Origin of the sequence: Burkholderia sp. Ac-20345 (assembly GCF_017104825.1) — a bacterium.
GTDB classification, from domain to species: domain Bacteria; phylum Pseudomonadota; class Gammaproteobacteria; order Burkholderiales; family Burkholderiaceae; genus Burkholderia; species Burkholderia lata_B.
In genome coordinates this window covers 41,585-66,494 of sequence record NZ_JAAGPO010000008.1, presented here as the reverse complement: position 1 = coordinate 66,494, position 24,910 = coordinate 41,585, and the positions used below count along the sequence as shown (strand labels likewise).

Annotated in this window: 17 protein-coding genes; 7 read left to right on the top strand and 10 right to left on the bottom strand. The window is 65.4% G+C overall.

What is annotated here, in order from left to right; genetic code table 11:
• Positions 1-78 precede the first annotated feature (78 nt).
• From G3O06_RS05895 to G3O06_RS05885, 3 genes are read left to right on the top strand one after another with little or no spacing between them, the layout of a single operon-like run.
• On the top strand, positions 79-972 hold the full coding sequence (locus tag G3O06_RS05895; protein WP_205815384.1) for an MBL fold metallo-hydrolase: 894 nt from the start codon (positions 79-81) through the stop codon (positions 970-972).
• A gap of 18 nt (positions 973-990) precedes the next feature.
• Complete coding sequence (locus tag G3O06_RS05890; RefSeq protein WP_205815383.1) at positions 991-2,487, top strand: aldehyde dehydrogenase family protein; 1,497 nt, start codon at positions 991-993, stop codon at positions 2,485-2,487.
• A 3-nt stretch (positions 2,488-2,490) separates the two neighbouring features.
• A complete protein-coding gene (locus G3O06_RS05885) occupies positions 2,491-4,119 on the top strand; it encodes a GMC family oxidoreductase N-terminal domain-containing protein (protein WP_205815382.1) in 1,629 nt (542 codons plus the stop codon).
• 448 nt (positions 4,120-4,567) lie between these two features.
• On the opposite strand, the gene G3O06_RS05880 is transcribed toward G3O06_RS05885, so the two are convergent.
• From G3O06_RS05880 to G3O06_RS05855, 6 genes are all read right to left on the bottom strand, one after another.
• On the bottom strand, positions 4,568-5,056 hold the full coding sequence (locus G3O06_RS05880) for a hypothetical protein (protein WP_205815381.1): 489 nt from the start codon (positions 5,054-5,056) through the stop codon (positions 4,568-4,570).
• 350 nt (positions 5,057-5,406) lie between these two features.
• Positions 5,407-6,912 (bottom strand): cytochrome c, encoded by a 1,506-nt coding sequence (locus tag G3O06_RS05875; protein ID WP_205815380.1) that lies wholly within the window; start codon positions 6,910-6,912, stop codon positions 5,407-5,409.
• A 4-nt stretch (positions 6,913-6,916) separates the two neighbouring features.
• Positions 6,917-8,569, bottom strand: coding sequence for a GMC family oxidoreductase (locus tag G3O06_RS05870; RefSeq protein ID WP_205815379.1), 1,653 nt, complete (start codon positions 8,567-8,569; stop codon positions 6,917-6,919).
• Between the two features lie 5 nt (positions 8,570-8,574).
• Positions 8,575-9,165 carry a sorbitol dehydrogenase family protein gene (locus G3O06_RS05865; RefSeq protein ID WP_241019538.1) on the bottom strand — a complete coding sequence of 197 codons (591 nt, stop codon included), beginning with the start codon at positions 9,163-9,165 and terminating at the stop codon, positions 8,575-8,577.
• A 483-nt stretch (positions 9,166-9,648) separates the two neighbouring features.
• Positions 9,649-10,161, bottom strand: a complete 513-nt coding sequence (locus tag G3O06_RS05860) for a heme-binding protein (protein ID WP_241019537.1) — start codon at positions 10,159-10,161, stop codon at positions 9,649-9,651.
• 447 nt (positions 10,162-10,608) lie between these two features.
• The gene (locus G3O06_RS05855; RefSeq protein ID WP_205815377.1) at positions 10,609-10,896 is read right to left on the bottom strand and encodes a DUF1330 domain-containing protein; all 288 of its coding nucleotides are present in this window, start codon (positions 10,894-10,896) and stop codon (positions 10,609-10,611) included.
• A gap of 652 nt (positions 10,897-11,548) precedes the next feature.
• Between G3O06_RS05855 and G3O06_RS05850 the strand changes: the two genes are divergently transcribed.
• Positions 11,549-12,931, top strand: a complete 1,383-nt coding sequence (locus tag G3O06_RS05850; RefSeq protein WP_241019536.1) for an MFS transporter — start codon at positions 11,549-11,551, stop codon at positions 12,929-12,931.
• Between the two features lie 226 nt (positions 12,932-13,157).
• On the opposite strand, the gene uvrA is transcribed toward G3O06_RS05850, so the two are convergent.
• From uvrA to G3O06_RS05830, 4 genes are all read right to left on the bottom strand, one after another.
• Positions 13,158-19,061: an excinuclease ABC subunit UvrA gene (gene uvrA, locus G3O06_RS05845; RefSeq protein WP_205815376.1), complete on the bottom strand. Its 5,904-nt coding sequence runs from the start codon at positions 19,059-19,061 to the stop codon at positions 13,158-13,160.
• A gap of 524 nt (positions 19,062-19,585) precedes the next feature.
• Positions 19,586-19,771: a DUF1289 domain-containing protein gene (locus tag G3O06_RS05840; RefSeq protein ID WP_205815375.1), complete on the bottom strand. Its 186-nt coding sequence runs from the start codon at positions 19,769-19,771 to the stop codon at positions 19,586-19,588.
• A gap of 2 nt (positions 19,772-19,773) precedes the next feature.
• Positions 19,774-21,063, bottom strand: coding sequence for a CDF family Co(II)/Ni(II) efflux transporter DmeF (gene dmeF / locus G3O06_RS05835; protein ID WP_205815374.1), 1,290 nt, complete (start codon positions 21,061-21,063; stop codon positions 19,774-19,776).
• Positions 21,064-21,075: 12 nt separating this feature from the next.
• Entirely contained in the window at positions 21,076-21,348 is a 273-nt protein-coding gene (locus tag G3O06_RS05830; protein WP_089448796.1) for a metal/formaldehyde-sensitive transcriptional repressor, read from the bottom strand.
• A gap of 383 nt (positions 21,349-21,731) precedes the next feature.
• On the opposite strand from G3O06_RS05830, the gene G3O06_RS05825 reads away from it, so the two are divergent.
• The 3 genes from G3O06_RS05825 (at position 21,732) to G3O06_RS05815 (ending at position 24,681) form a co-directional block, all read left to right on the top strand.
• A complete protein-coding gene (locus G3O06_RS05825) occupies positions 21,732-22,148 on the top strand; it encodes a plastocyanin/azurin family copper-binding protein (RefSeq protein WP_205815373.1) in 417 nt (138 codons plus the stop codon).
• A gap of 380 nt (positions 22,149-22,528) precedes the next feature.
• Positions 22,529-23,506 carry a chromate resistance protein ChrB domain-containing protein gene (locus G3O06_RS05820; protein ID WP_205815372.1) on the top strand — a complete coding sequence of 326 codons (978 nt, stop codon included), beginning with the start codon at positions 22,529-22,531 and terminating at the stop codon, positions 23,504-23,506.
• Entirely contained in the window at positions 23,503-24,681 is a 1,179-nt protein-coding gene (locus tag G3O06_RS05815) for a chromate transporter (RefSeq protein ID WP_205815371.1), read from the top strand. Before G3O06_RS05820 ends, G3O06_RS05815 begins: the two co-directional genes overlap by 4 nt.
• Positions 24,682-24,910: the final 229 nt, after the last annotated feature.

Sequence of the window (24,910 nt, the reverse complement as noted above, 5' to 3'; positions counted from 1 at the left end):
CGCGCGCGGCCGGTGTTCGATCCGCCAGGGCACAGCTCGGCCGGGCAGCCCGTCGAACAAATTCCGAGGAGACACGCCATGCCGTTGCTGCATACCATTCGCTCGCGGATCGGCCATGCGGAAGTCGTGCAGATCGTCGAGATGGACATCAGCCGGATTCTGGAAACCCTGCTGCCCGACGCCACGCCCGGCCTGATGAAAACCATTCCGTGGATGAAGCCGCCGTACGTGGACGACGATCACGGCATGCGCGCCGTCAGCCAGTGTTTCATCGTCAGGACCGGCGCCCGCTTGCTGGTGGTGGACACCTGCGTCGGGAACGACAAGAACACCGCCGGCTTCGACGCGTTCGCCGATCTGAAGCTCGAATTCCTGGCAACACTCGAGCAGGCGGGCATCGACCGTCATGCAGTTACCGACGTGCTGTGCACACACCTGCATTTCGATCACGTGGGCTGGAACACGTACAAGCAGGACGGCCGGTGGCTGCCCACCTTCCCCAACGCGAAATACCACTTCGGCAAGCAGGAGTACGACGCCGCGCAACAGGGCAACCCGGACGACGCGATGTACCGCGCGCAGGACCTGTCGTTCCACGAATCGATCCAGCCCGTCGTCGCTGCGAGCCTCGCGAACTTCATCGAGCGCGACACCGACCTCGGCGACGGGATCTCGGTGTTCTCCGCGCCGGGACACACGATCGGCCACATCGCGATCGAGATCGACGCCGGCACCGAGACCTTCATCATCGCCGGCGACGCGATGCACCACCCGGTCCAGGTAGCCAGGCCGGACATGGCGCAGATCCTCGACTACGACCACGCGCAGTCGTCGGCCACGCGACACGCATTGCTGTCGCGCCTCGACGGCAGCAAGACGCTGTTCACCTGCACGCATTTCTGTTCACCGTCGTTCGGGCGGATTACCCGCGATCCGGAAGGCGACTACGTGTTCACCGGCGTGCCCAAGTAACGCTTACTTTCCGACACCATGCTCAGTCTCGTTTCCCATCTCGACCGGTTGAACGTCCGCCCCGGGCGCCTTTTCATCGATGGCCAATGGCTGGACTGGCCCAACGCGCGTTTCGACCAGCTCAACCCCAACACGAACGAAGTCATGACCAGCTTCGCCGACGCCGGCGCGCGCGGCGTGGAGCTGGCCGTGGCCGCGGCGCGCAAGGCATTCGACGAAGGCCCGTGGCCGCGCATGCGCGCGCAGGACCGCAAGCGCCTGCTGCAGCCGATCGTCGAGCGCCTGCATGCGGCCGAGGAAGAAATCGCGCGGCTGCAAACGCTCGACAACGGCATTCCGTACACGTTCAGCCGCCATTCGCGCGTATCCGCCAAGTCGGCCGCCGACGTCTTCGATCACTTCTTCGGCTGGATCGACAAGATCAACGGCGACACGCTGCCGATCTTCTCCGACGCGTCGAACCAGCAGTACATGACGTTCCGCGACCCGGTCGGCGTGGTCGCGGCCGTGCTGCCGTACAACGGCCCGGTGCTGACGTTCGCGATGAAGGTGGCGCCCGCGCTGGCGTGCGGCTGTACCGTGATCGTCAAGCCGTCGGAGCTCACCAACCTGGCCGTGAGCAGGCTCGCGCAGATCATCGCCGACTGCGACTTGCCGCCCGGCGTGTTCAACCTCGTGACCGGCGGCGTCGAAACGGGCACCGCCCTCACCGCGCACGCCGGCGTCGACAAGGTGACCTTCACCGGCAGCCCGGTCGTCGGCGAAAAAATCATGGTCGCCAGCGCGCCGACGATGAAACGCCTGTCGCTGGAACTCGGCGGCAAGAGCGCGGCGCTCGTCTTTCCCGACACGCGCAGCGTGCAGACCACCGCGCACGCGCTGATGGGGCTGTGCTCCACGTTCCTGTCGGGACAGGTCTGCTCCACGCCGTCGCGCGCGGTCGTGCATCGCTCGATCATGGACGAGTTCCTGCACCACGCGCAGGAACAACTGCAGAAGGTGCGGTTCGGCGATCCGTTCGACGCGGCCACCACGTCGGCGCCGATGATTTCCCGGCGCCACCAGGCACGCGTGCTCGACTACGTCGAAAGCGGCCGGCAGCAAGGCGCGACGCTGCTGGCCGGCGGCCGCGCGCCGGGCGGCGAATTCCGCGACGGCAACTGGGTCGAGCCTGCACTCTTCGCCCACGTGAGCAACGACATGACGATCGCGCAGGAGGAAATCTTCGGCCCCGTGCTGTCGGTGATTCCGTTCGACACCGAGGAGGAAGCGATCCGCATCGCCAACGACAGCGCGTACGGGCTGGCGGGCTGCGTGTACACCACGGACGTGAGCCGCGCGTTCCGCGTCGCGCGTGCGGTCAAGAGCGGCGCGATCGGCGTCAACGGCTTTGCCAGCATTCCGAACGCGCCGTTCGGCGGCATCAAGCGCTCCGGCGTCGGGCGCGAAGGCGGCTGGTCGACCATCGAAGCGTTTACCGAACTGAAGACCGTCAACTTCAATCTGGATGCCTGATCGATGACCGAAACCTTCGACTATGTGGTGGTCGGCGCAGGCAGCGGCGGCAGCGTGGTGGCCGCGCGCCTGGCGGAAGCCGGCCATACGGTGTGCGTGCTCGAAGCCGGCCCGCCCGATACCAACCCGTTCATTCACATCCCGGCCGGCTACATCAAGAACCTGTTCAACGACAAGCTCGTGTGGCGCTTTCGCAGCGGCCCGATCGCGGGCACCGACGGACGCACGATCGAGCTGACGCAGGGCAAGGTCGTCGGCGGCTCGGGTTCGATCAACGGGATGGTCTACAACCGCGGCCAGCACGCCGATTTCGACGACTGGGCCGCACTGGGCAATCCGGGCTGGGGTTACGACGACGTGCTGCCGTTCTTCAAAAAGGCGGAAACGCGGATCGGGCCCGGCGACGACCGCTATCGCGGCCGCAACGGGCCGCTGATCGTGACCGACCCGATCATGCCGGCCCCGTTGTGCGACCTGTTCATCGAGGCCGTCAAGAGCCTCGGCTACCCGTATGTCGCCGATTCCAACGCGCAAGCGCAGGACGGCGTCGGCCCGTGGCATTTCATGATCGACACGCGAGGCCATACGCCGCGACGCAGGAGCGCCGCGCGGGCCTATCTGCATCCGGCCATCAGGAGCGGCCGCGTGACGCTGCGCACCGGCAGCCCCGCGACCCGCGTGCTGCTGGACGGCCGTCGCGCCACCGGCGTGCGCTACCGTGCTGGCGGCACCGGCGCACCCGAGCGCGAAGTGCGCGCGAACCGCGAAGTCATCGTCGCCGCCGGCGCGCTGAACACGCCCCGCCTGTTGCAGATCTCGGGCATCGGCGACAGCGCGCATCTGCGCGCCATCGGCGTGCAGACACGGGTCGACCTGCCCGGCGTCGGCGCCAACCTGGTCGATCACTTCAACCTGCGCGTGGCCGTCCGGGTCAAGGACGTCGCCACCCTCAACGAACGCGGGCGCGGCCTGCCGCTCGCGAGGGAAATCGCGAGGTACTTCCTCGGCCGGCCCAGCATCCTGAGCATGGGCCCCGTACCGATGCGCTTTTTCTTTCGCTCCGATCCGGCGTTGTCGCGGCCCGACCTGCAGGTGTCGTTCACGCCGGGCAGCTATCAGGAAGGGCTACCCGGCCTGCTCGACCACTATCCGGGCATGACGCTCGGCGGCCACAAGCAGCGCCCCGACAGCCGCGGCTGGGTCAAGGCGCGCTCCGCCAGCATCGACGAACTGCCCGAGGTGCAGCCCAACTACCTGACCGACGAATCGGACCAGCGCGCGATGGTGGCGGTGGTGAAGATGGCGCGCGCCGTGCTGCAGGCCAGGCCGTTCGCCCCGTACTACGTCGACGAAATGTTCCCCGGCAACGACGTGCGCACCGACGACGAGATCCTCGCGTTCGCGCGCCAGCGCGGCGGCACCGTCTATCACCACAACGGCACCGCGCGCATGGGACCGGACAGCGACCCGATGGCCGTGGTCGACGCACGGCTGCGCGTGCGCGGCGTGCAGGGCCTGCGGGTGGCCGACGCGTCGGTCATGCCGTCGCCGATCTCGGGCGCGACCAACGCGGCCACCATCATGATCGGCGAGAAGGCCGCCGACATGCTGGTACGGGACGCGAGGGGGTGACGCGTCAACCGATGGTTTCGTGGCGGCCGGATCCATGACATGGGAAATTGACAGCCGATGCCGTCGTATGCGCGGTGCCGGTTGCAGATGGAGAAGTGGTGCCATGCAGGCCAGGCCGCACGCCGCACGTCCAGGCTTGAATGAGCGTGCTGTCGAGATTCACTCAACTTGGTTTCGACCCGCCGGCCGTACACGGTCTACCGGCAAACTCGCTCATTCAATATTGAATTCGCGGTTCACTCAACGATTAACTATCTGCTTTGCCGTGCATTCGACGTTGAACTTCCAAGGGCAGCTTGACCCGTTCGCGCACGGGTGACGGGCTCTCATCGACCCGGAGCAGACCGACGCCGACTCCGGAAGCAGCCACTCAAACCATCGTTTCCAGGAACGTCAAACGAGCAGCCAAGCAGGTGTCTGTGTCAAAGGACTTATACGGTCCTGCGCATCACTTCGCGACCTCAAGCTTGACAATCGAGTTGCCAACATAGGACACGCGGACCTGCAGCCCTTCACGAATGGGACCACCGTGGGAGCTTGTATTGTTAAAGCCACCTGTGACTACATAGTCTGAGTACTCAAAACACTCGCCTGATACGCAGAACCGCTCCATAGCGTGGCCCGTCACTGGCATAGGTTTGAAATTAGTGACCACACCTTCAACAACCCGAACGTCATTGGTCATCCTCGCCTTGGAAAGCGAAGAGTACTCACTGTATGTGGAAAAAAACGCTATGAGCGTCCATAGAATCGCGAAACCGAAGAAGTAGAAGGTGAACGCAGCGCTTGCTCTCGGGTGCTCGCTCCACCAGCCTGGAAGGCTCTTGCGTCTTGCGACCAACACGCTACCGATAACAACAAAAATTAGGCCGAATGCGGGAGAGCTCCAGGCTTTATAGCCCGCTTCCGCTACATCAAAGACGGTTCGATATTCCATATGTTCACCGCTTGAAAGCATAACTTGGAATTATATGAACAGCATCCTGACAAGGGGAGCAATGACCGTCTGCTTCTGGCCGAACCGAGCCACAGAGCAACCCTGAAGCCGGCGGACCAGCTTCGACCACAACCTTGAAGTAACGTTAGAGGTCAACGCTGAGTGAACAAAGTTCCATGTAGCGTGAATCTCGACACTCGCCCACCGGATACGAAATCTCGATCCCGGGGCTATTTCCGCGATGTTGTGCCGGCTCGACCTGAAATGTGGAAGCAGGCTCGATACGCATCGGCTTGCGCAGAGGGATCGATACCTGCTTCCGCGCCGCACGTGTGCGGCGGTCCGCTGAATCAGCCGGCCTTGCCGCGCGGCGGATCGGCAAGCGGAGCACGTTGGCGTTGGCGCCACCAGAATGCGACGCCCAACATCGCGATCAGCACGACAACCGCTGCGCCAGGCAGGATCAGCGGCTGGACGCGCATGATCAGCGGAACAGGACCGCCGCTGCGCGCGACGGCAACGTCGTCCGCGGTGACGGTTACGTCCGGATTGCCGTACCGCGCGAGCACGTAGTTCGAGATTGCAGCGATCTGATCGTCCTTGAGCGGCTGGACATAGGAGTCCTCGCCAAAAGACGGCATCAGCACGTGCTCGCCACCCACCTCGCGATCGACGCCGTACAGGATCGCCGCAATCAGGTTCGACGGATTGCGCGAGCCCGTGGCGGTATTGTTCGACAGCGACGGATACGCTTGGCTCGGGCTGCCCTTGCCGTTGGCCTGGTGACAACTCGCGCAGTAGCCGCTGAACAGCGCCGCGCCCGTCGTCAGCGTACCGTTCGCGTTCAGCGGGGACGCGCCGCGCAACGTCGCTTCGCTGCTGACCGCGCGCCCGTACGAGAATGCCGGCGCCGATTCGCTTTCGTCGTGAATCGACTTCGTGCTGCGCAGATACGAGACGATCGATTTCAGGTCCGCGTCCGACAGATACTGCAGGCTGTTCTGCACGGCCTCCGCCATCGGGCCGGCCGCCTGGTTCTTGCCGGGCGTGCGGCCGGTTTTCAGGTACGACACCAGCTCGTCGTCGGTCCACGCGCCGATGCCGCTCACCGGATCCGACGTGATGTTCGGCGCGTACCACGCGCCGAGTTGCGCACCGCCCAGGTTGCGTCCGAAGTCTTCGGCCATCAGTGCGTTGCGCGGCGTGTGGCATGCGCTGCAGTGTGCAAGCACGTTGGTCAGGTACGCGCCGCGATTCCACTGCGCATCGTGGGCCGGATCGGCTTCGAAACGCTTGTTCGACAGGAACAGCATGTTCCATCCTGCCATCGCCATGCGCATGCCGAACGGGAACGGCAGGTTCGTGGCGGGCGCGGGTTCGTCGACCGGTTTCACAGCATGCATGAAGTAGCTGTAAAGCGCGTGCACGTCGTCGTCGCTGAGGCCGCTGTACGACGTATAGGGCATCGCCGGATAAAGGTGCGCGCCATCCGCGCGCACGCCTTCGCGCAGCGCGCGTGCGAACTGCACTTCGGTGTACTTGCCGATGCCGGCCGTTTTCGACGGTGTGATGTTGCTCGAATAGATCTGCCCCATCGGCGACGCGATGCCGTACCCGCCCGCGAACGGCTTGCCGCCGTCGAGCGCCGTATGGCAGGCCATGCAGTCCGCAGCGATCGCGAGCTGGTGGCCCTTTTCGACCAGCGCGGCGTCGGCCGATGTCGAAGCCGCGTCGGCCGACGCATCTTGCGCGAACGCGGACGCGCTGCCGACAAGCGCGAGAAGGCCTGCCGCGATGGCCGCGCGATACGCGGTGCCGCGCCGCGCGCGACGTTGCCGTTGAATCGTGTGTGTCATCGCATCAACCCTTCGCGAGGCTGGCGGAAATCGAATCCGCGGCCTTCAGGCCAAGGGCCGCCATCGACAGCGTCGTGTTGACGACGGACGCGGACGGCATCGCTCCCCCGCCCGGCAGCCACAGGTTCGCATGGTCGTGCGCGCGGCAGTCGCCGTCGACGACCGAGTTCTTCGGATCCGAGCCCATGATGGTGCCGCCCATGATGTGATTGTTCGCGTTCAGCGTCTTCGTAATGTTGAATTCGACCGCGTCGAACAGGCTGCCGATGTGCGACAGCTGCTTGCATGCCGCGTCGTAGCCGCGCCGCACGTAGTCGCCGACGTCGTAGTGGACGTCCGGGCAGGCGAGGCCGAGCGGATCGACGCGCGTCTTGCTGAGCGTCAGGCGATTGTTCGGATCCGGCAGCGGTTCGAGGCTGATCGACAAGTCGACGCCGTAGATCGCGCGCCGGCGGATTTCCTCGTCGAGTGCCTTGCCGACCAGGCCGAGCTTCAGCGCCTGCTGCGTAGCCGGCCCGACGCGCGAGATGTTGTTCAGGATCATCTTGTTCGCCGAATACTGCCCGCGGAAATCGCCGTCGCGCGGACCGACGATACAACTGCTCTGCGCGGGGCCGCGGCCGAGCCACATCGGCTCGTTCGCGAGGAACGTGCAGTGGAAGCCCGAGTGATCCATCATGTTGCGGCCGACCTGGTCCGAGCCGTTCGCGATGCCGTGCGGATTGCGCTCGTTCGCGGCAAGCAGCAGCAGGCGCGGTGTCTCGATGCCGTTGCAGGCGAGCACGAACCGCTTGCCGCTCGCCTTGTGCGACTTGTGTGACGCGTCGTACCAGTGCACGGCCGTCACGCGATTGTTTGCATCGGTGTCGATCTTGTAGACGACCGATTCGGCGAGCACCTTCGCGCCCTTGCGCTCGGCGCGCTCGATGTGATGGATGCCGTTGTACATCGCCCCGATCGGGCAGATCGGCTGGCAGTTGTTGTTGCCGCAGCAGGTCGGGCGGCCATGCCATGGCCGCGTGCTGCGCGCCTGCGGAATCGGGATCGACCGGTAGCCGTGCGCGTTGACGATTTCGGCGAAGCGCCGGTCGCCATGCCCCCACGGCACCATGTCCATCGGATACGGGCGGCTGCGTTGCGACGGCGACTGCATCGCCGGGTCGCTCGGTCCGGCCACGCCCATCTCGTCTTCCGCGCGGCAGTAGTACGGCTCGAGATCGTCATAGGAGATCGGCCAGTCGCGGCCGACGCCATACGTCGATTTCATCCGGAAATCGACCGGCAGATGCCGCCAGCTCGACGCGGCCCAATGCCATGTCGTGCCGCCGACCGTGCGCAGGTAACCCTGCTGGAAACTCTGGCCGTCCGGACCGCTCAGGCCGACGTAGTTGTTCTTCGGAAAATACAGCGGGGCCGGCGCATTCGGCGCCTGCGGGTAGAGTCCCTGGAAGTCGGACCCGACGCGATTGTCGAAAGGCATGTTGCGCCAGTTCTCGACCGCCTGCCCACGCTCGATGCGCAGGCCGGATTCGAGGATCAGCACCGAATGGCCCTGGCTGACCAGCTGGTCGGCGATCAAGCCGCCCACTACGCCGGATCCCACGATCACGACGTCGGCCGACACGTCGCCGTTCGATTCAAATACAGGAGTTTTCATGAGATTCAGGCGTGCTTTTGCGGGTGCTGTGAAGTTGCTGGCGCAACCATCTTGCGCGGCGGCGCGACATCGGCCGGCGGCGGTTCGGCGGTCCACCACAGCGGGCCGTTCGAGCAGTAGGTCGGCGCGCTCATCCCGTCGTGGACGGTGTCGTACATCAGCGCATCGGCATAGGTGACCATCACGGCCTTCTGGCCATGACCGACGGTGCCCGTGTACCACGCGGCGACGATCGCGAGCGCGGTGTCGTGAAGGCCGGCGCCATCGGCATCGGCCAGCAGTTGTGCGGGGGTCTGCCCGGCGCGGACGCGTTGCGCCAGCGCGGCCGCACGTGCGGCAAAACCGGCGTCGGTGCGATGGAACGCGTCGACGAGCCGCCTGGCCGTCATCGGGTCGAGATTCGCGTGGCCTGTCAGTGCGCTCGACAGCGCGAGAAAGGTGTTGGCGTCGAGCGACGGCTGCTGCGCGAATGCATAGCCGGGCGCGGCAGTGAACAGCCCGACTTGCGTCAGGGCTGCCGCCATCACTTTCAGGGCCGCTCTCCGGGTAATGCCGGTGCGCGCGACGACGCGCGGTTCATGATCGTATTGGGGCATGTCGTTTTCGTCTTTTTGGCGAGCGGTTGCCCGCATGCTTTCTTTCTTCCAAATATTCCGCGACGGGAGTCGCTCCGCGCCGAAACGACGGAAGGCCTCCCCCACGACTTGCGCGCAACCCGTCCGAAAGCACCGGCAAACGACCTTGACCGGCTGAACCAAGTATTGCACACGCCATGCACGCAAATTTTTATCTGCTCAAACTGCGCATAATCGAGACGAGATTATGGAACCGGTTCCATTTTTGCTTGTAGCAACCGGTTCAAATTGTCATCGCAGGGGGGGAGTGTAGCGATATCGATCGAATCGCGTATTTTCGCGACCGCGTCGAGTATCCAATCCCTTCTGAGACGGGACGAATCTGCCGGACCGCAGTCAGTCTCGGATACGCGCAAAAACCAAATGAAATTAAAACGTCAGGTTGATATTATTTTTTTTGAAAGCACAATCGACTCCTGGACAGCTCGCGTGTTGCGCAGCGTCTTATCGGATGGCCGCCGCGCCCGCTGCCGCGATCACGCTATCCTGCACCCCCGCGCCACCACTGGTCCCGACTGCGCCGATCAGTTGCCCGCCAATCACGACCGGAATGCCGCCCTCTCCGGCGAGAATACCCGGGATGCTGAGGTTGCCGGTCGCCCCGTTGTTGATCGCGTTCTGCATATCCTTGGTCTGTCGGCGGAAGCGAACCGACGCCCGCGCCTTGGCTTCCGCAATTTCGGTGGATGCGAGTTGCGTTCCATCCATCTTGTCGCACGAGACCAGATTCCCGCCGCTGTCGACGACGACGATCGCGTATTTCCAGTTTCGGCGTCGCGCTTCTGCTTCGGCTGCCGCAATGGCAGTGCGCGCCTGTGCCAACGTAATGGGCGGACCGTAGGGGATGTCATACGGGAGTTGTTCGGGGATCGGTGCGGGCGCGGGAGATTGTGCTTCCGCATGGGCCGTGAAAAATGCGGCTGCCACGATGAAGAGTCGGGATGGTTTCGAAAACATGAGAGACGGTTCCATAAAGGCTCGACGAGGCTGATTTGCCCGGCGAACGGTTGATCTTACTTGTGACGCAAACGTAACGCGTCGTCAGTACGGCCACTGCACAGCCCTCCATTCGAAATGGCAGTTGAGCGTCAGGTCATGACGCAGCCCTGTGATCGAGGTTGGAATGTGACGCCGGCCGCGCAAGACTGCCACGATGGAGATGGTCCCGAGAAACAGCGGGAACGTGTGCAACAACGCTTTTTGATTGCGACAGACCCGGATACTATCCGACAGCCATCGGCGGTGCGCCCGAGACCACGGGCACGATCCATCGTCAGCCCGACTTGCGACGTCCTGTTTCCATGCAGGGAATTTCATCGACGACGACGAAATCGAATGCACGGATACGGTCCTGTCGATGGCATGGTCGTAACGGTGGTCGGCGAGCCGCCCCCGCCGGCCCGGTCAGACGCCTTCGACCAGCACGGCGCGATAGCGTGCGCCCTTGAAGCGATGCTGAACGACGGCCTGATATGCCGGGCTGTCATACCACGCGTGCGCGGCGTCCCTGGACGGAAACTCGACGATCACCACGCCTTCCGGGCCGTCGCCCTCCAGCGTTTCCTGCGGGCCATACGCGGCCAGCACTTTCAACGGGTGGCCGGCGAGCGTCGCGCCGACCTTGTCCTGATAGCGGTCGAGTTCCTGCTGATCCTGCGTGCTTTCACGCGTGAAGACGATATAGGTCGCCAAAATTGCACTCCTGATGCGGTTCGAGAATGATGGGGCGATCCGGAGATCGTCCGTCGGACAACGGCATTCATCCTAACCATCGGGCGCGCTTTCTCGTATCCCCCCTGCTTCCAACTCAGTATTCGAGCCGGATTAACAATGGATGCGCCCGATCGGTCGAGCGCAAATATCGGCCACCGTGGTGACGGTGGTCACCGGTGGTGGCCCGCGGCCTCGACCGGCACACGCCTTCGGCGCACGGCGGTCGATCGCAGGTGTCGCGGTTACGCGAGCGCGTCCCGCACCGTCGTGTTCGCCGAGATCTGCAGGTGCCAGTTCGGAAGCAACCCGTTCGCGTCCCGCGACCAGTCCGAATGCCGGCCAGGCTTCCCGCCACGTTTGCAGGACAACGCGCATCGCCACACGCTCTCGGCCATGCCAGCCGCACTTAATGGATAACACGCATGGCACTTCACTTTCGATCCCGCCAAACTACCTAACGATAGTTTGATAAAAAGCGCTGACGCACGTCGCGACCGGCGGCCCTGACCGGGCGGCCATGCACTGTGCAGGCGCCTGATCGACGCGATTCAGCGCCGCGCGCGGCGACGTATTCGTCGAATGATTTTCACAGCAACCGAACGACCGGATTGGAGAAATGATGAGGAATGCCATGAATGAAACCCCGCCCGCCGGCGGCCTGAGCACCGCGCTAGCGGGACGCACCTCCGTCCAGACCGGGCATGACAGCCTCCGGTCGTGGTACATCCTGGTCATTCTCACGCTCGCGTATTCGCTCGCGTATATCGACCGCCAGCTCCTCAACCTGCTCGTCGACCCGATCCGTCATTCGCTCGCCATCTCCGACACCCAGCTCAGCCTCGTACAGGGCGTCGCGTTCATTTCCGCGTACCTGATCGCATCGCCGCTGTTCGGCCGGCTCGTCGACGTGACCAACCGGCGCAACATCCTGCTGGTCGGCATCTGCCTGTGGTGCATCTTCACCGCACTGTGCGGCAAGGCCACGACGTTCCAGGGATTGTTCCTGGCGCGTTTCGGCGTCGGCGCCAGCGAAGCGTGCGTGTTTCCGATCGCGCTGTCGATAATCGCCGACTGCTTTTCGGCGAAACAGATGCCGCGCGCGATGAGCGTCTTCATCCTCGGCCCGATGCTCGGCGGCGGCCTTTCGCTCGTCGCCGGCGGCCTCGTCATCTCGTTCGCACGCGACGTTCATCAGCAATTCCCGATGCTCGCCGGCTTCGAGACCTGGCAGCTCGCGTTCGTGCTGATCGGGCTGCCGGGCATCCTGTTCGCGTTGCTGGTGTGGCTGACGGTGCGCGAACCTGTGCGCAGCAAGGTCAGCAGCGGCAGCGCGGACGAGCGGCAGTACTCGACCCGCGATTCGGTCGCGTTTCTGTGGGCGCGGCGCGGGTTCTACGCACGGATCCTGTTCGGTGTCGGCACGCTCGCGATCGTCGTGCTCGGCATGCCCGCGTGGCTGCCGACCTATCTGATCCGTGCGCACGGGATGCCGGCCGCGCTGGTCGGCTTCCGCTTCGGCGCGCTGGTGGTCTGCTGCGGGGTGGCCGGCGCGCTGTCCGGGCCGTGGGTCGTGCGCTGGTTCGAGCGACGCGGCTACGAAGATGCGTCGCTGCGCACCGCCGCGTTCGCGATGATTCCGATGCTGCTCAGCTGCGCGAGCATTCCGTTTGCGCCGGGCGCGATCGGCACGCTGGCCGCGGCCGCCGTCACCGTCTTTTTCTTCACGCTGCCGACCGCGTGCATGGCCGCGTCGCTGCAACTCGTCGCACCCAGCCGCATGCGCGGCCTCGTCGGGGCGCTCTACTCGTTCTTCGCGCAGCTGATCGGCTTCGGGCTTGGCCCGACGTTGATTGCGCTCGTCACCGACCGCGTGTTCGGCAACCCGAAGATGGTCGGCGATTCGATCGGCATCGTCTGCACGCTGGCAGCGGCGCTGGCTACGTGGTTGCTGTTCACGTCGCTGCCGCACTATCGCCGCTTGCTGGCGGAGGAGCGTGGCGCGAACGCTGGATGAAGGCGTGGGATGCCGGCCAGGGCGGTCGTCGTGTCGATCTGCCGGCCTGAGTCGGCTCGCATGCCCCGCGATCACGGCGGCTGCATCTGGCGTCGAGAGTCACCCCAAAAGAAAACACCCCTCAACGAGGGGTGCATGGGCCGGATCGCGGTGCTCCCCTCAGCCACTTTCTGCTAGCTGTGGGGGCATCACCCGGCACCGGGGCCGTCGATACGAAGCGTCACGCTCAACCTACCCGCGCTTCTCCCTCACGTTCGGCTTCCCCCTCGTCCGTACCCGTTCGCGCCAGCACCGGCTTGAGCGCCTGCCCGGTGTGGCTGGCGCTCACCTGCACGAGCGCTTCCGGCGGCGCCGCCGCGACGATCGTGCCGCCGCCCACGCCGCCTTCCGGCCCGAGATCGATGATCCAGTCGGCTTCCGCGATCACGTCGAGGTCATGCTCGATCACGACGACGCTGTGCCCCGCATCGACGAGCCGGTGCAGCACGCGAATCAGCTTCGCGACGTCCGCCATGTGCAGGCCGACCGTCGGTTCGTCGAGCACGTACAGCGTGTGCGGCGCCTTCTGGCCGCGCCGCGTGATGTCGTCGCGCACCTTCGTCAGCTCGGTGACGAGCTTGATGCGCTGCGCCTCGCCGCCCGACAGCGTCGGCGACGGCTGGCCGAGCGTCAGGTAGCCGAGGCCGACATCCTTCATCAACTGCAGCGGATGCGCGATGTTCGAGATCGGCGCGAAGAACTCCACCGCCTCGTCGATCTCCATCGTCAGCACGTCGCCGATGTTCCGGCCGCGCCACGTGACGGCGAGCGTCTCCGGGTTGAAGCGCTGCCCGTGACACACGTCACACGGCACCTTCACGTCGGGCAGGAAGCTCATCCCGATCGTGCGCACGCCTTGCCCTTCGCAGGCGGGGCAGCGCCCGTCGCCGGTATTGAACGAGAAACGCGACGCCGTGTAACCGCGCGCGCGCGCTTCCAGCGTGTCGGCGAACAGCTTGCGGATCGTGTCCCACACGCCGATATAGGTGGCCGGGCACGAACGCGGTGTCTTGCCGATCGGCGTCTGGTCGACTTCCAGCACGCGATCGATCTGCTCCCAGCCGCTCAGCGACTCGCAGCCCTGCCACGCATGCGTGACGTTCAGTGACGGCCGCGGTGCGGTGCGCGCCAGCACGCTCGAACGGCGGTTGGTGGCCGGCGCATCCTGCTGCGCGGCCTTGCGTGCGCGCCGCGTGGCCGGCGACGACAGCACCGAGCGGCCGACCGCGTCGAGCAGGTTCGTCATCAGCACGTCGCGCGCGAGCGTCGACTTGCCCGAGCCGCTCACGCCCGTCACCGCGACGAGCCGCGCGAGCGGAATGCCCACCGTGACGTCGCGCAGGTTGTGCAGCCGTGCGCCATGCACGGTCAGCCAGGCTTCCGGCACCGCGGCGCCGCCCTTCTTGCCCGGCAAGCTTACGCTGCGGCGCGGCTGCAGCGGGTGCGTCATCGGCTGTGCAAGCAAGCGCCCCGTGACCGAATCGGACTGCGCGGCCAGATCCGCGACCGCGCCCTGCGCGACCAGCGTGCCGCCGCGCTTGCCGGCGCCCGGGCCGACGTCGATGATGTGATCGGCGCGGCGGATCGTGTCCTCGTCATGCTCGACGACGACGAGCGTATTGCCCTTGTCGCCGAGCTTGCGCAGCGCGTCCAGCAGGATCTGGTTGTCGCGCGGATGCAGGCCGATCGTCGGTTCGTCGAGCACGTAGCAGACACCTTGCAGGTTGCTGCCGAGCTGCGCGGCGAGCCGGATGCGCTGCGCTTCGCCGCCCGACAGGCTCGGCGCCGCGCGATCGAGGCTCAGGTAGCCGAGCCCGACTTCCTCGAGAAACGCGAGGCGGCTGCCGATCTCGCTGACGATGTCGCGCGCTATCTGCGCGTCGCGGCCCGTCAGCTCCAGTCCGTCGATCCAGCGGCGCGTGTCGGACACCGTCCACTGCGCGACCTCGACGATCGGATGCGCGTCGAACGTGACCGCACGTGCGGACGGGTTCAGCCGCGTGCCGCTGCAATCCGGGCACGGCTCGTTGCCGACGCCTTCCGGTTCCTGCTCGTCGGAAGGCAGCGTCTGCTCGCGGCCGCGATCGTCGCCGGCGAGCACCGTGTCGTCGTACGCCGCGCGCTGTTCGCGCGTGAGCGTGACGCCGGTGCCGACGCAGGTCGTGCACCAGCCGTGCTTGCTGTTGTACGAGAACATCCGCGGGTCCAGCTCCGGGTAGCTCGTGCCGCACACCGGGCACGCGCGCTTGACCGACAGCACCTTGACCGAGCCGACGCGCGCGGTCGAATGCTCGTTCTGCATCGCATGGTGCAGCCCGTCGAGCGGTGCGAGCAGATGCATCACGCCCTTGCCGAGTTCCAGTGTCTCGTCGAGCACGCGCCGCAGTTCGGCCTCGTTGTCCGGCGACACGACGATATCGGCCACCGGCAGCTCGATCGTGTGCTCGCGGAAGCGGTCGAGCTTCGGCCACGGATCGACCGGCACGAACTCGCCGTCGACGCGCAGATGCGTGCTGCCGCGCGCCTTCGCCCACTTCGCGAGATCGGTATACACACCCTTGCGGTTGACGACGAGCGGCGCGAGCAGCCCGACGTGCTCGCCGCGATGATCGCGCAGCAACTGCGCGGCGATCGATTCGACGGACTGCGACGTGACCGGCGTGCCGTCGTGGATGCAATGCTGCAGGCCGAGCTTCACGTAAAGCAACCGCAGGAAGTGCCAGACCTCGGACGTGGTCGCGACCGTACTCTTGCGCCCGCCGCGCGACAGCCGCTGCTCGATCGCGACGGTCGGCGGAATGCCGTACACCGCATCGACTTCGGGGCGGCCGGCCGGCTGCACGATCGAGCGCGCATACGCGTTCAGCGATTCGAGGTAACGGCGCTGGCCTTCGTGGAACAGGATGTCGAACGCGAGCGTCGACTTGCCCGAGCCCGACACGCCGGTGATCACGTTGAACTTGCCGTGCGGGATGTCGACGTCGAGCGCCTTCAGGTTGTGCTCGCGCGCGTTGACGATCCGCACGACGTCTTCGCCTTCGATCGCACGCCGCTCGCGCGCCGCGTTCAGCACGGCCTGCAGCGGCTTGCCTTCGTCGGCGAGCGCCAGTTCGGCATCCATCGCGCGGTCGTATTGCAGCAGCGCCACGCCCGTATGCGATTCGGCGCAGGCCTTCACGTCGTCGGGCGTGCCCGCGCACAGCACGAGGCCGCCGCCGTCGCCGCCTTCCGGGCCGAGGTCGATCAGCCAGTCCGCCGCGCGGATCACGTCAAGGTTGTGCTCGATCACGATCAGCGAATGGCCTGCCGCGAGCAGCTTGCCGAAGGCCTGCATCAGCTTCGCGATGTCGTCGAAGTGCAGCCCGGTGGTCGGCTCGTCGAACATGAACAGCTTCGCCCGCGCGATGCGCGCCTCTTCCGTCGCGACCCGGCGCCCGTTGGCGGCCGCCGCCGATTCGGCGAGGAAGCCGGCCAGCTTCAGCCGCTGCGCTTCGCCGCCCGACAGCGTCGGCACCGGCTGGCCGAGCTTCACGTATTCGAGGCCGACGTCGACGATCGGCTGCAGCACGCGCAGCACCTCCGCGTCGATCGCGAAGAACGCGGCCGCTTCGCTGACGGTGAGATCGAGCACGTCGGCGATACTCAGCGCACGGCCGTTGCGCTCGATGCGCACTTCGAGAATCTCGGCGCGGTAGCGGCTGCCGTCGCAGTCCGGACAGCGCAGGTAGACGTCGCTCAGGAACTGCATCTCAATGTGCTCGAAGCCCGAGCCGCCGCAGGTCGGACAACGGCCGTCGCCCGAGTTGAAGCTGAACGTGCCGGCGCCGTAGCCGCGTTGCAGCGCGAGCGGCGCCTTCGCGAACAGCTTGCGGATTTCGTCGAACGCGCCGACGTAGCTCGCCGGGTTCGAACGCGTGGTCTTGCCGATCGGCGACTGGTCGACGAACACGACGTCGCCCACCTGATCGGCGCCCGTGAGATTGCGGTACGCGCCCGGCGACTCGGTCGCCTTGCCGTGGTGCCGCGCCATCGCCGGATAGAGTACGTCCTGCAGCAGCGTGGATTTGCCGGACCCCGACACGCCCGTCACGCAGACGAGCCGCTGCAGCGGAATCTCGACCGTCACGTCGCGCAGGTTGTGTTCGCTCGCACCCTCGAGCACGATGCGCGGCGTGTTCGCATCGACCACGCGACACGCCCAGTTCGACGCGTGCGCGACATGCTTGCGGCCGCCGAGATACTCGCCCGTCAGCGTGCGCGCGGAGCGGATATCGCCCGGCGTGCCGTCGTAGACGATCGTGCCGCCGCGCTCGCCCGGGCCGGGCCCCATGTCGATCAGCCGGTCGGCCGCGAGCATCACCGACGGATCGTGTTCGACCACGACCAGCGTATTGCCCGCGTCGCGCAGCCGCTGCATCGCCTCGACGATCCGCGTGAGATCGCGCGGATGCAGCCCGATGCTCGGTTCGTCGAGCACGAACAGGGTTTTCGTGAGCGACGTGCCGAGCGCCGTCGTCAGGTTGATCCGCTGCACCTCGCCGCCCGACAGCGTGCGGCTCTGCCGGTCGAGCGTCAGGTAGCCGAGCCCCACGTCGCACAGGTATTTCAGGCGCGTGCGCACCTCGGCGAGCAGCAGCTTCAGCGCATCGTCGAGCAGCGCGCTCGGCAGGGCGATTTCATCGAAGAAGCGGCGGATGCGCTCGATCGGCAACAGCATCAGGTCGTGCACGGTCAGGCCCGGCAGCGCTTCGAGCTGCGCGCGGCTCCAGTCGACGCCGCGCGGCATGAAGCGGCCGGCCGGCGCGAGCACGCCGTCGGCGTTTTCCTTCGAGCCGAGGCGCCATTGCAGCGACTCCGTCTTCAGGCGCGCACCGCCGCACACGTCGCACGGCGTGTAGCTGCGGTATTTCGACAGCAGCACGCGGATATGCATCTTGTACGCTTTCGACTCGAGATAGCCGAAGAAGCGCTTCACGCCGTACCAGTGGCTCTGCCACTTGCCGTTCCAGTCGGGCGAACCGTTGACGACCCAGTCACGCTCGGCGTCCGACAGCTCGGCCCACGGCGTGTCGCGCGGGATGCCGGCCTTCGCCGCGTAACGCATCAGGTCGTCCTGGCACTCCTTCCACGCGGGCGTCTGCATCGGCTTGATCGCGCCGCCGCGCAGCGTCTTGCGCGCGTCGGGGATCACGAGGCCGAGGTCGACGCCGATCACGCGGCCAAAGCCGCGGCAGGTTTCGCACGCGCCGTACGCCGAGTTGAACGAGAACATCGCGGCCTGCGGCTCCGCGTAGCGCAAATCGCTGTCGGGATCATGCAGCCCGGTGGAAAAGCGCCACACCTGCGGCTCGGCGGCCACGGCGACTGCGTTCTCCGGCTCAGGCGCGAGCACGTACACGTTTACGCGCCCGCCGCCGCGCTTCAGCGACGCCTCGATCGCCTCGACGACGCGCACCTTGTCGGCCTGCTGCACGCGGAAGCGGTCGGCCACCACGTCGAGCACCTTGCGCGGCCCGGTGGGCGACGCGACCTCGCGCTGCGCCTGCACGCGCGTGTAGCCGCTCGCGGACAGCCACTGCGCGATTTCTTCGTCGGACACCGTTTCCGGCAATTCGACCGGGAACGTGACGACGACGCGCGGATCGTCCGCCTGCGTGCGCGCGACGAGATCCGCGTAGATCGTCTCCGGCGTATCGTGCCGCACCTGCCGCGCGGTCTTGCGGTCGAACAGCTCGGCCGCGCGCGCGTACAGCAGCTTCAGGTGATCGTTCAGCTCGGTCATCGTGCCGACCGTCGAGCGCGAACTGCGGACCGGGTTGGTCTGGTCGATCGCGATCGCGGGCGGCACGCCGTCGACGCGCTCGACCTGCGGCCGGTCCATCCGGTCGAGGAACTGGCGTGCGTACGCGCTGAAGGTTTCGACGTAGCGCCGCTGGCCTTCCGCGTACAGCGTGTCGAACACGAGGCTCGACTTGCCGGAGCCCGACGGGCCGGTGACGACCGTCATCTCGCCGGTGCGCAGGTCGAGATCAAGATTCTTGAGGTTGTGCTGACGTGCTCCGCGAATGCGGATCAGATTGCTGGATGACAATTTGCCTGCCCGTCTGAATGAGTTAACCAGAGTTCACGGTGCCGGAACGCTGCGGCGGATGCCCGCAGGCGCGGCGCACGTGCCGCAAGGATTGCATGGGTTGCACCTGTGCGGCTCGATTTCGACGGACACTATACTGTATATTCATACAGTTTTCCATGACGACCCTGGGGGCGTCATGGGCAGGCGGCTGGCGAGGGGTCGAGATGCATGCCGGAAGGAATGGCGTGGCGCTCACCGGAACGGCATGGCGCGTTGCGGGCATCACGAAATCACGGATCGGCCGGATTCCGCTATCGGTCGCCGCCGTCCAGTCCGATGCAGGCCGGCACCGAGCCGGGCAAATTCAACCGGGGCCCGTCGCCCATTACGACGCCGGCGTCGCCAGAAATTTTCCCTGACGTCGGCTGACCGATCAGGTCTCGGCCGACAGAAGAATCAGCGGAATCAGCGGCACCGGCCACGACACGCCGCGCCCTCCCCAAACATGCCCGGCGCGCAGCCACGCCTCCGATGAACGCCGGTCAGCCGACGGGCTCGCGAGTCAGCTTTGCCTCCCGCCGGGCCCGGTCGTTCACGATCTGGTGACGCCGATGGTCCGTCATCTTCTTCCACCCACGGGCTTCGTCCCGCGTGCGCAGGCAGGCCACGCAGTAGCCGGTCCTGCCGTCGAACGTGCACACTTCGACGCAAGGCGATTTGACCGCCATCGTCAGTGCCCCCTCGCGGCGGGCACGACCTCGACGGTCACGTGCGAGAGATCCTTGAAGCGCTGCAGCAGGCCGTGATAGAAGCGCGAATCCCGTGCCGTGTCGTCGGTCGAGACGGAGACGACCGCGCTCATGTGCCCCGGCCCGAGGCGCCAGACGTGCAGATCGTTGATCCTGTCGCCGCTGCCTTCGATCGCGGTGCGCACGTTGTCCGCCAGCCGGCGATCCGGATTCATGTCGAGCAGAATGCCGCCCGTGTCGCGCATCAGGCCGTACGACCAGTTCGCAATCACCAGCGCGCCGATAATGCCTGCGACCGGATCCATCCAGACCCACCCGAACGCACGCGCGAGCAGCAGGCCGATGATCGTCAGGACTGAGACTGCCGCATCGGCAATCACGTGAATGTAGGCGGAGCGGATATTGTGATCGCGTGTTGCCGAGGCGGACGCTCCGTGATCATGTTCTTCGAACCCGAGTTCATGCTCGTGGTCGTTCAACCGAACGATGGCCTTGAATTCGTGAGGTTCAGGGATCTCGTCGACCGACTCCAGATAACCGCCCCGGTTTTCCATCGCGAATGCTTGCCGCGTACCGTCCGGACGGATCGTCGTCACCGACACGGCCCTCGCATCGTCGAGCTTCGTATCGCTCGTGGCAGGCGCCACACGGAACACGGGCGGGACGCCATCCTCGAACACCGACACGAGGAATACGCCCTGCCGATCGAAGATCTTGTGCACTTCCTCTTCGTGCGCATGATCGTCGTGGCCGCCATGAGCATGCCCGTGATGATGGCCGTGACCATGCCCGTGGCTATGGCCATGGTGATCGCCGCTCAGCAGCCAGACGCTCGCGATGTTGACGAGCAAGCCGGCCACCGCAATCGGAATCGCCTCGCCGAAATGAATCGGCACCGGGGCGAGCAAGCGCGCGACCGCCTCATACCCGATCAGCAGCGCAATCATCGCGAGCACGATTGCGCTCGTGAAGCCCGCCAGGTCGCCGAGTTTGCCCGTGCCGAATACGAAGCGCGGGTCGCTCGCATGCTTGCGCGCATAGGTGTACGCCAGCGCGGCAATCAGCATTGCGCCCGCGTGCGTCGACATGTGCAGCCCGTCCGCGATGAGCGCCAGCGAGCCGAAGATCGAGCCACCGACAATCTCGGCCACCATCATCGCCGCGCACAGCCCGATCACCATCCAGGTCCTGCGCTCGTTCTCCTCGTGCGCCGCACCCAGAAAAATGTGATCGTGCCCCGCACCGAAAGCGGCATCCTTGAATTCACTCATTTCCGCACCTGATTACTTGAAATAGCTGTGAACGACTTCGATCAGTTGCTCGGTCGCACTGCCTTCGTCTTCGTGCCCTTCGGCATCGACGAGATGGCTGCGAATGTGATCCTCGAGCACGACCGCGAGCAGTCCGTTCATCGCGCCGCGGCTGCTCGTGATGCGCTGCAGGATTTCGTTGCAGCCGCGCTCTTCTTCCAGCGCGCGTTCGATGGCTTCGACCTGCCCCTTGATGCGGCGAACGCGATTCAGCAGCTTCTGCTTTTCCTTGACGGTGTGACTCATGATGGCTCCTTCATATAGCGGGGGGGAGTATATTTCAATTCCCGATTCCATATAGGGAGGAGGGGTATCCGAAGGGATATCGCAAGGATGGCGCCGAGAGACCGGATCGGCAGCCGACGAACACCATTGCCGCAGAGACCGCGCAGCGCAAGCCGGCGTGCACGATCTGCCGGCGACGCTCCTGCTTTGCACGAACGACCCGCGCGAGAAGCGCTGGCCGACCCCAGGAATAAACGCGTCGCCGTGCACGTTTACAGCACGTACCGCCCCAAGCAAGCGTTCATGCCGTCGCACTGGCAGGGGTATCTGCGTGCGCGGCGTATCGAATGCGGAAGTCGCCGGACGCTTGGCAGGTGCGGTGTTTCGTTGCAAAGGGAGCTGTCATGGACGCCATTTACAGAATCGCCATCCTCGCCGGCGTGACTGCGCTCGGCATGACCTCGCCTGCAAGCCGGGCAGAGCAAACCGTCAACGCGACGCTGCTGTCGAACTCGATCCAGCTCGAGCCACACAACGTGAAAGCGGGCCGCGTCACGCTTGATGTCAAGAACGCCGCGAGCAACAACATGGAACACGAACTCGTCCTGCTCAGGACCGATCTCGCGGATGACGCACTACCTGTCCGCAAAGGCCAGGTGCTGGAGCACAAGTTGAAAAAGATCGGCGAAGTCGAAGACATCGCACCGGGCAAGAGCAAACGCGCGTCATTCAAGCTCATGCCCGGACGCTACGCGCTGATCTGCAACAAGCCGGGACACTATGCTGCCGGTATGCATACCGTGCTTGTCGTGACGCCGTGAATCGCCTGGCCGATCGCACGGCGCCGGATACCGACGCCGTACGATCGGAATAGCAGACTTCGCCACGTCGCGCGGCGTGTGCGTTGTCAACCTCGACGCCTCTTCAGTTCGTCCGTCGTGCGGCACCTCTGCTGCGTCACGCCGACGGATGACCCTATCCCGATTCCCCCTTCCCGACGTTTCGCTTGCGCGACGGATCCGTCCTGAAAGACGACCCGCGGCATGCCGGTTCGCTGCGGCGTGGGGCGCGCCCCGCCAACCATTCGAATCCCCCCGAGGGCTGTTACGCGTCGCCTGGGGATGACGGGTGCAGGACCACCGCATGCATCACCCGAAAAGTTAACTTGTAGATGTTGTAACGCATGGGTAGCATCCGCTACATGGACACTATCTCGACCTGGTCACTTCTTGTTCTGACCCTTCCAACCGAAAACGCGACGGCCCGCATGCGGTTCTGGCGCGCGCTCAAATCAAAGGGTTGCGCGGTGCTCCGCGACGGCATCTACCTGCTGCCGTACACCGAAGCGCATGAGGAGACCCTGCGCGAGCTCGCGGACGCGATCGCCGAGAGCGGCGGCACGGCCTACCTGCTGCGCGCGCCCAGTCTCGACGCGTCACAGGAACAGGAATTCCGCGCGCTGTTCGACCGCGACGACGACTACGCGACCTTCACGCGAGCGCTCACCGACGCGCGCAAGACACTTGCCCGGCAGTCCCCCACGGAGCTCACCCGCCTGCTGCGTCGCTTGCGCAAGGATTTCGACGCCATCCGGGCGATCGACTATTTCCCGCGCGATTCGGTAACCCGCGCCGAAGTCGCGCTGCAGGATTTCGTCGCGCTGGTCGACACCGTGCTGTCGCCGGGCGAGCCGCACGCCGCGGACCGCCTTGTCCGTCCGCTGGCGATCGCCGAATACCAAGGTCGAACCTGGGCGACCCGGCAACGCATGTGGGTCGATCGCGTCGCCAGCGCGTGGCTGATCCGCCGCTTCATCGACGCGCATGCCCGCTTCATCTGGCTTGCGTCGCCGGCGGATTGTCCGGTTGACGCGCTCGGCTTCGATTTCGACGGTGCGACGTTCACGCACGCAGGCGAACGCGTGACGTTCGAGGTATTGCTCGCCAGCTTCGGGCTCGACACGGACGCGGCGCTGATGCAGCTCGGCGAGATCGTGCACGCGCTCGACGTGGGCGGCCCTGCCGCGCCTGAAGCGGTCGGCTTCGAGGCCGTGATGGCCGGCACGCGCCAGCGGACCGAGAACGACGATCAGTTGCTCGAGCAGATGGGCGCCGTACTCGACTCCCTGTACGTGTACTTCACATCGAACAGCAAGAACGAAACCGCTGCCAGATCATGACCACTGCCATCGCCACGACCGAACCGACCTATTCGCTTGGCGAGCTGGTCGCCTACATGCTGCGTCTCGGCACATTCGGTTTCGGCGGACCGGTGGCGTTGGCAGGCTACATGCGTCGCGACCTGGTCGAGCGTCGCGGCTGGATCACGGAAGCCGACTACAAGGAAGGGCTCACGCTGGCCCAGCTTGCCCCGGGGCCGATGGCAGCCCAGCTCGCGATCTATCTCGGCTTCGTCCACTACCGCATCCTGGGCGCGACGCTGGTGGGCTTCGCATTCGTGCTGCCGTCGTTCCTGATGGTGCTCGCACTCGGGTTCGCGTACGCGCATTTCGGCGGGCTGTCGTGGATGCAGGCCGTCTTCTACGGCGTCGGCGCCGCGGTCGTTGGCATCATCGCGATGAGCGCGTACAAGCTCACGACGAAAACCGTCGGTCACGACAGGCTCTTGTGGGCAATCTTCCTGACGCTCGCCGCCGTGACCTTCATCACGGAATCGGAAATCGCGTGGCTGTTCATCGTCGCCGGCCTGATCGGCTGGTTGTGGCGTGCGCCACCCAAGTGGCTGCACAAAGGCGGGCTGAATGCAGTCGCTGCCGCCCATCTGCCGGCAGCCAGCGGGCTGCTGAGCGGAATCGATTTGCCGCAACTCGTCCAGATCGGCACGTTCTTCATGAAGGCAGGCGCGTTCGTGTTCGGCTCCGGGCTCGCGATCGTGCCATTCCTCTACGGCGGCGTCGTCACCGAACATCACTGGCTGAACGACAAGCAATTCGTCGACGCGGTCGCGGTCGCGATGATCACGCCGGGTCCCGTCGTGATCACCGTCGGCTTCATCGGGTATCTCGTGGCGGGTTTTCCCGGTGCGTGCGTCGCGGCGCTCGGCACGTTCCTGCCCTGCTATCTGTTCACGGTCATTCCGGCGCCTTACGTGAAGAAATACGGACACCTGCCGGGCGTCAAGGCGTTCGTGGACGGAATCACGGCCGCAGCAGTCGGTGCGATCACGGGCTCCGTCCTCGTCATCGCGAAGCGATCGATCGTCGACATCCCGACTGCACTGCTCGCCGTCGCAACGGTACTGCTGCTGTGGCGTTTCAGGAAGTTGCAGGAACCGGTGATCGTGATCGCGGCCGCCGTCATTGGACTCGTTACGTTCCCGCTTCTCCATCACTGACTTGCGTCGCCGGGAAACGAACGTGACGTAGCAGATCAAGGCGTTGGCATGCGATCGTCATTCACATGCTCCGGGAATCAAAGTGAGCAACTCGACGAGGCGCGAGTGATGCGAAGGTTTTTGCGGGATCATGCCTGTCACGATGGCACTTGCTCCGACCGTTGCGCTGCCCGGTAGCAACAGAAGCGAGCCCGATGAGCGTACCGGCGAGATCAGGATTCTTGCGGTT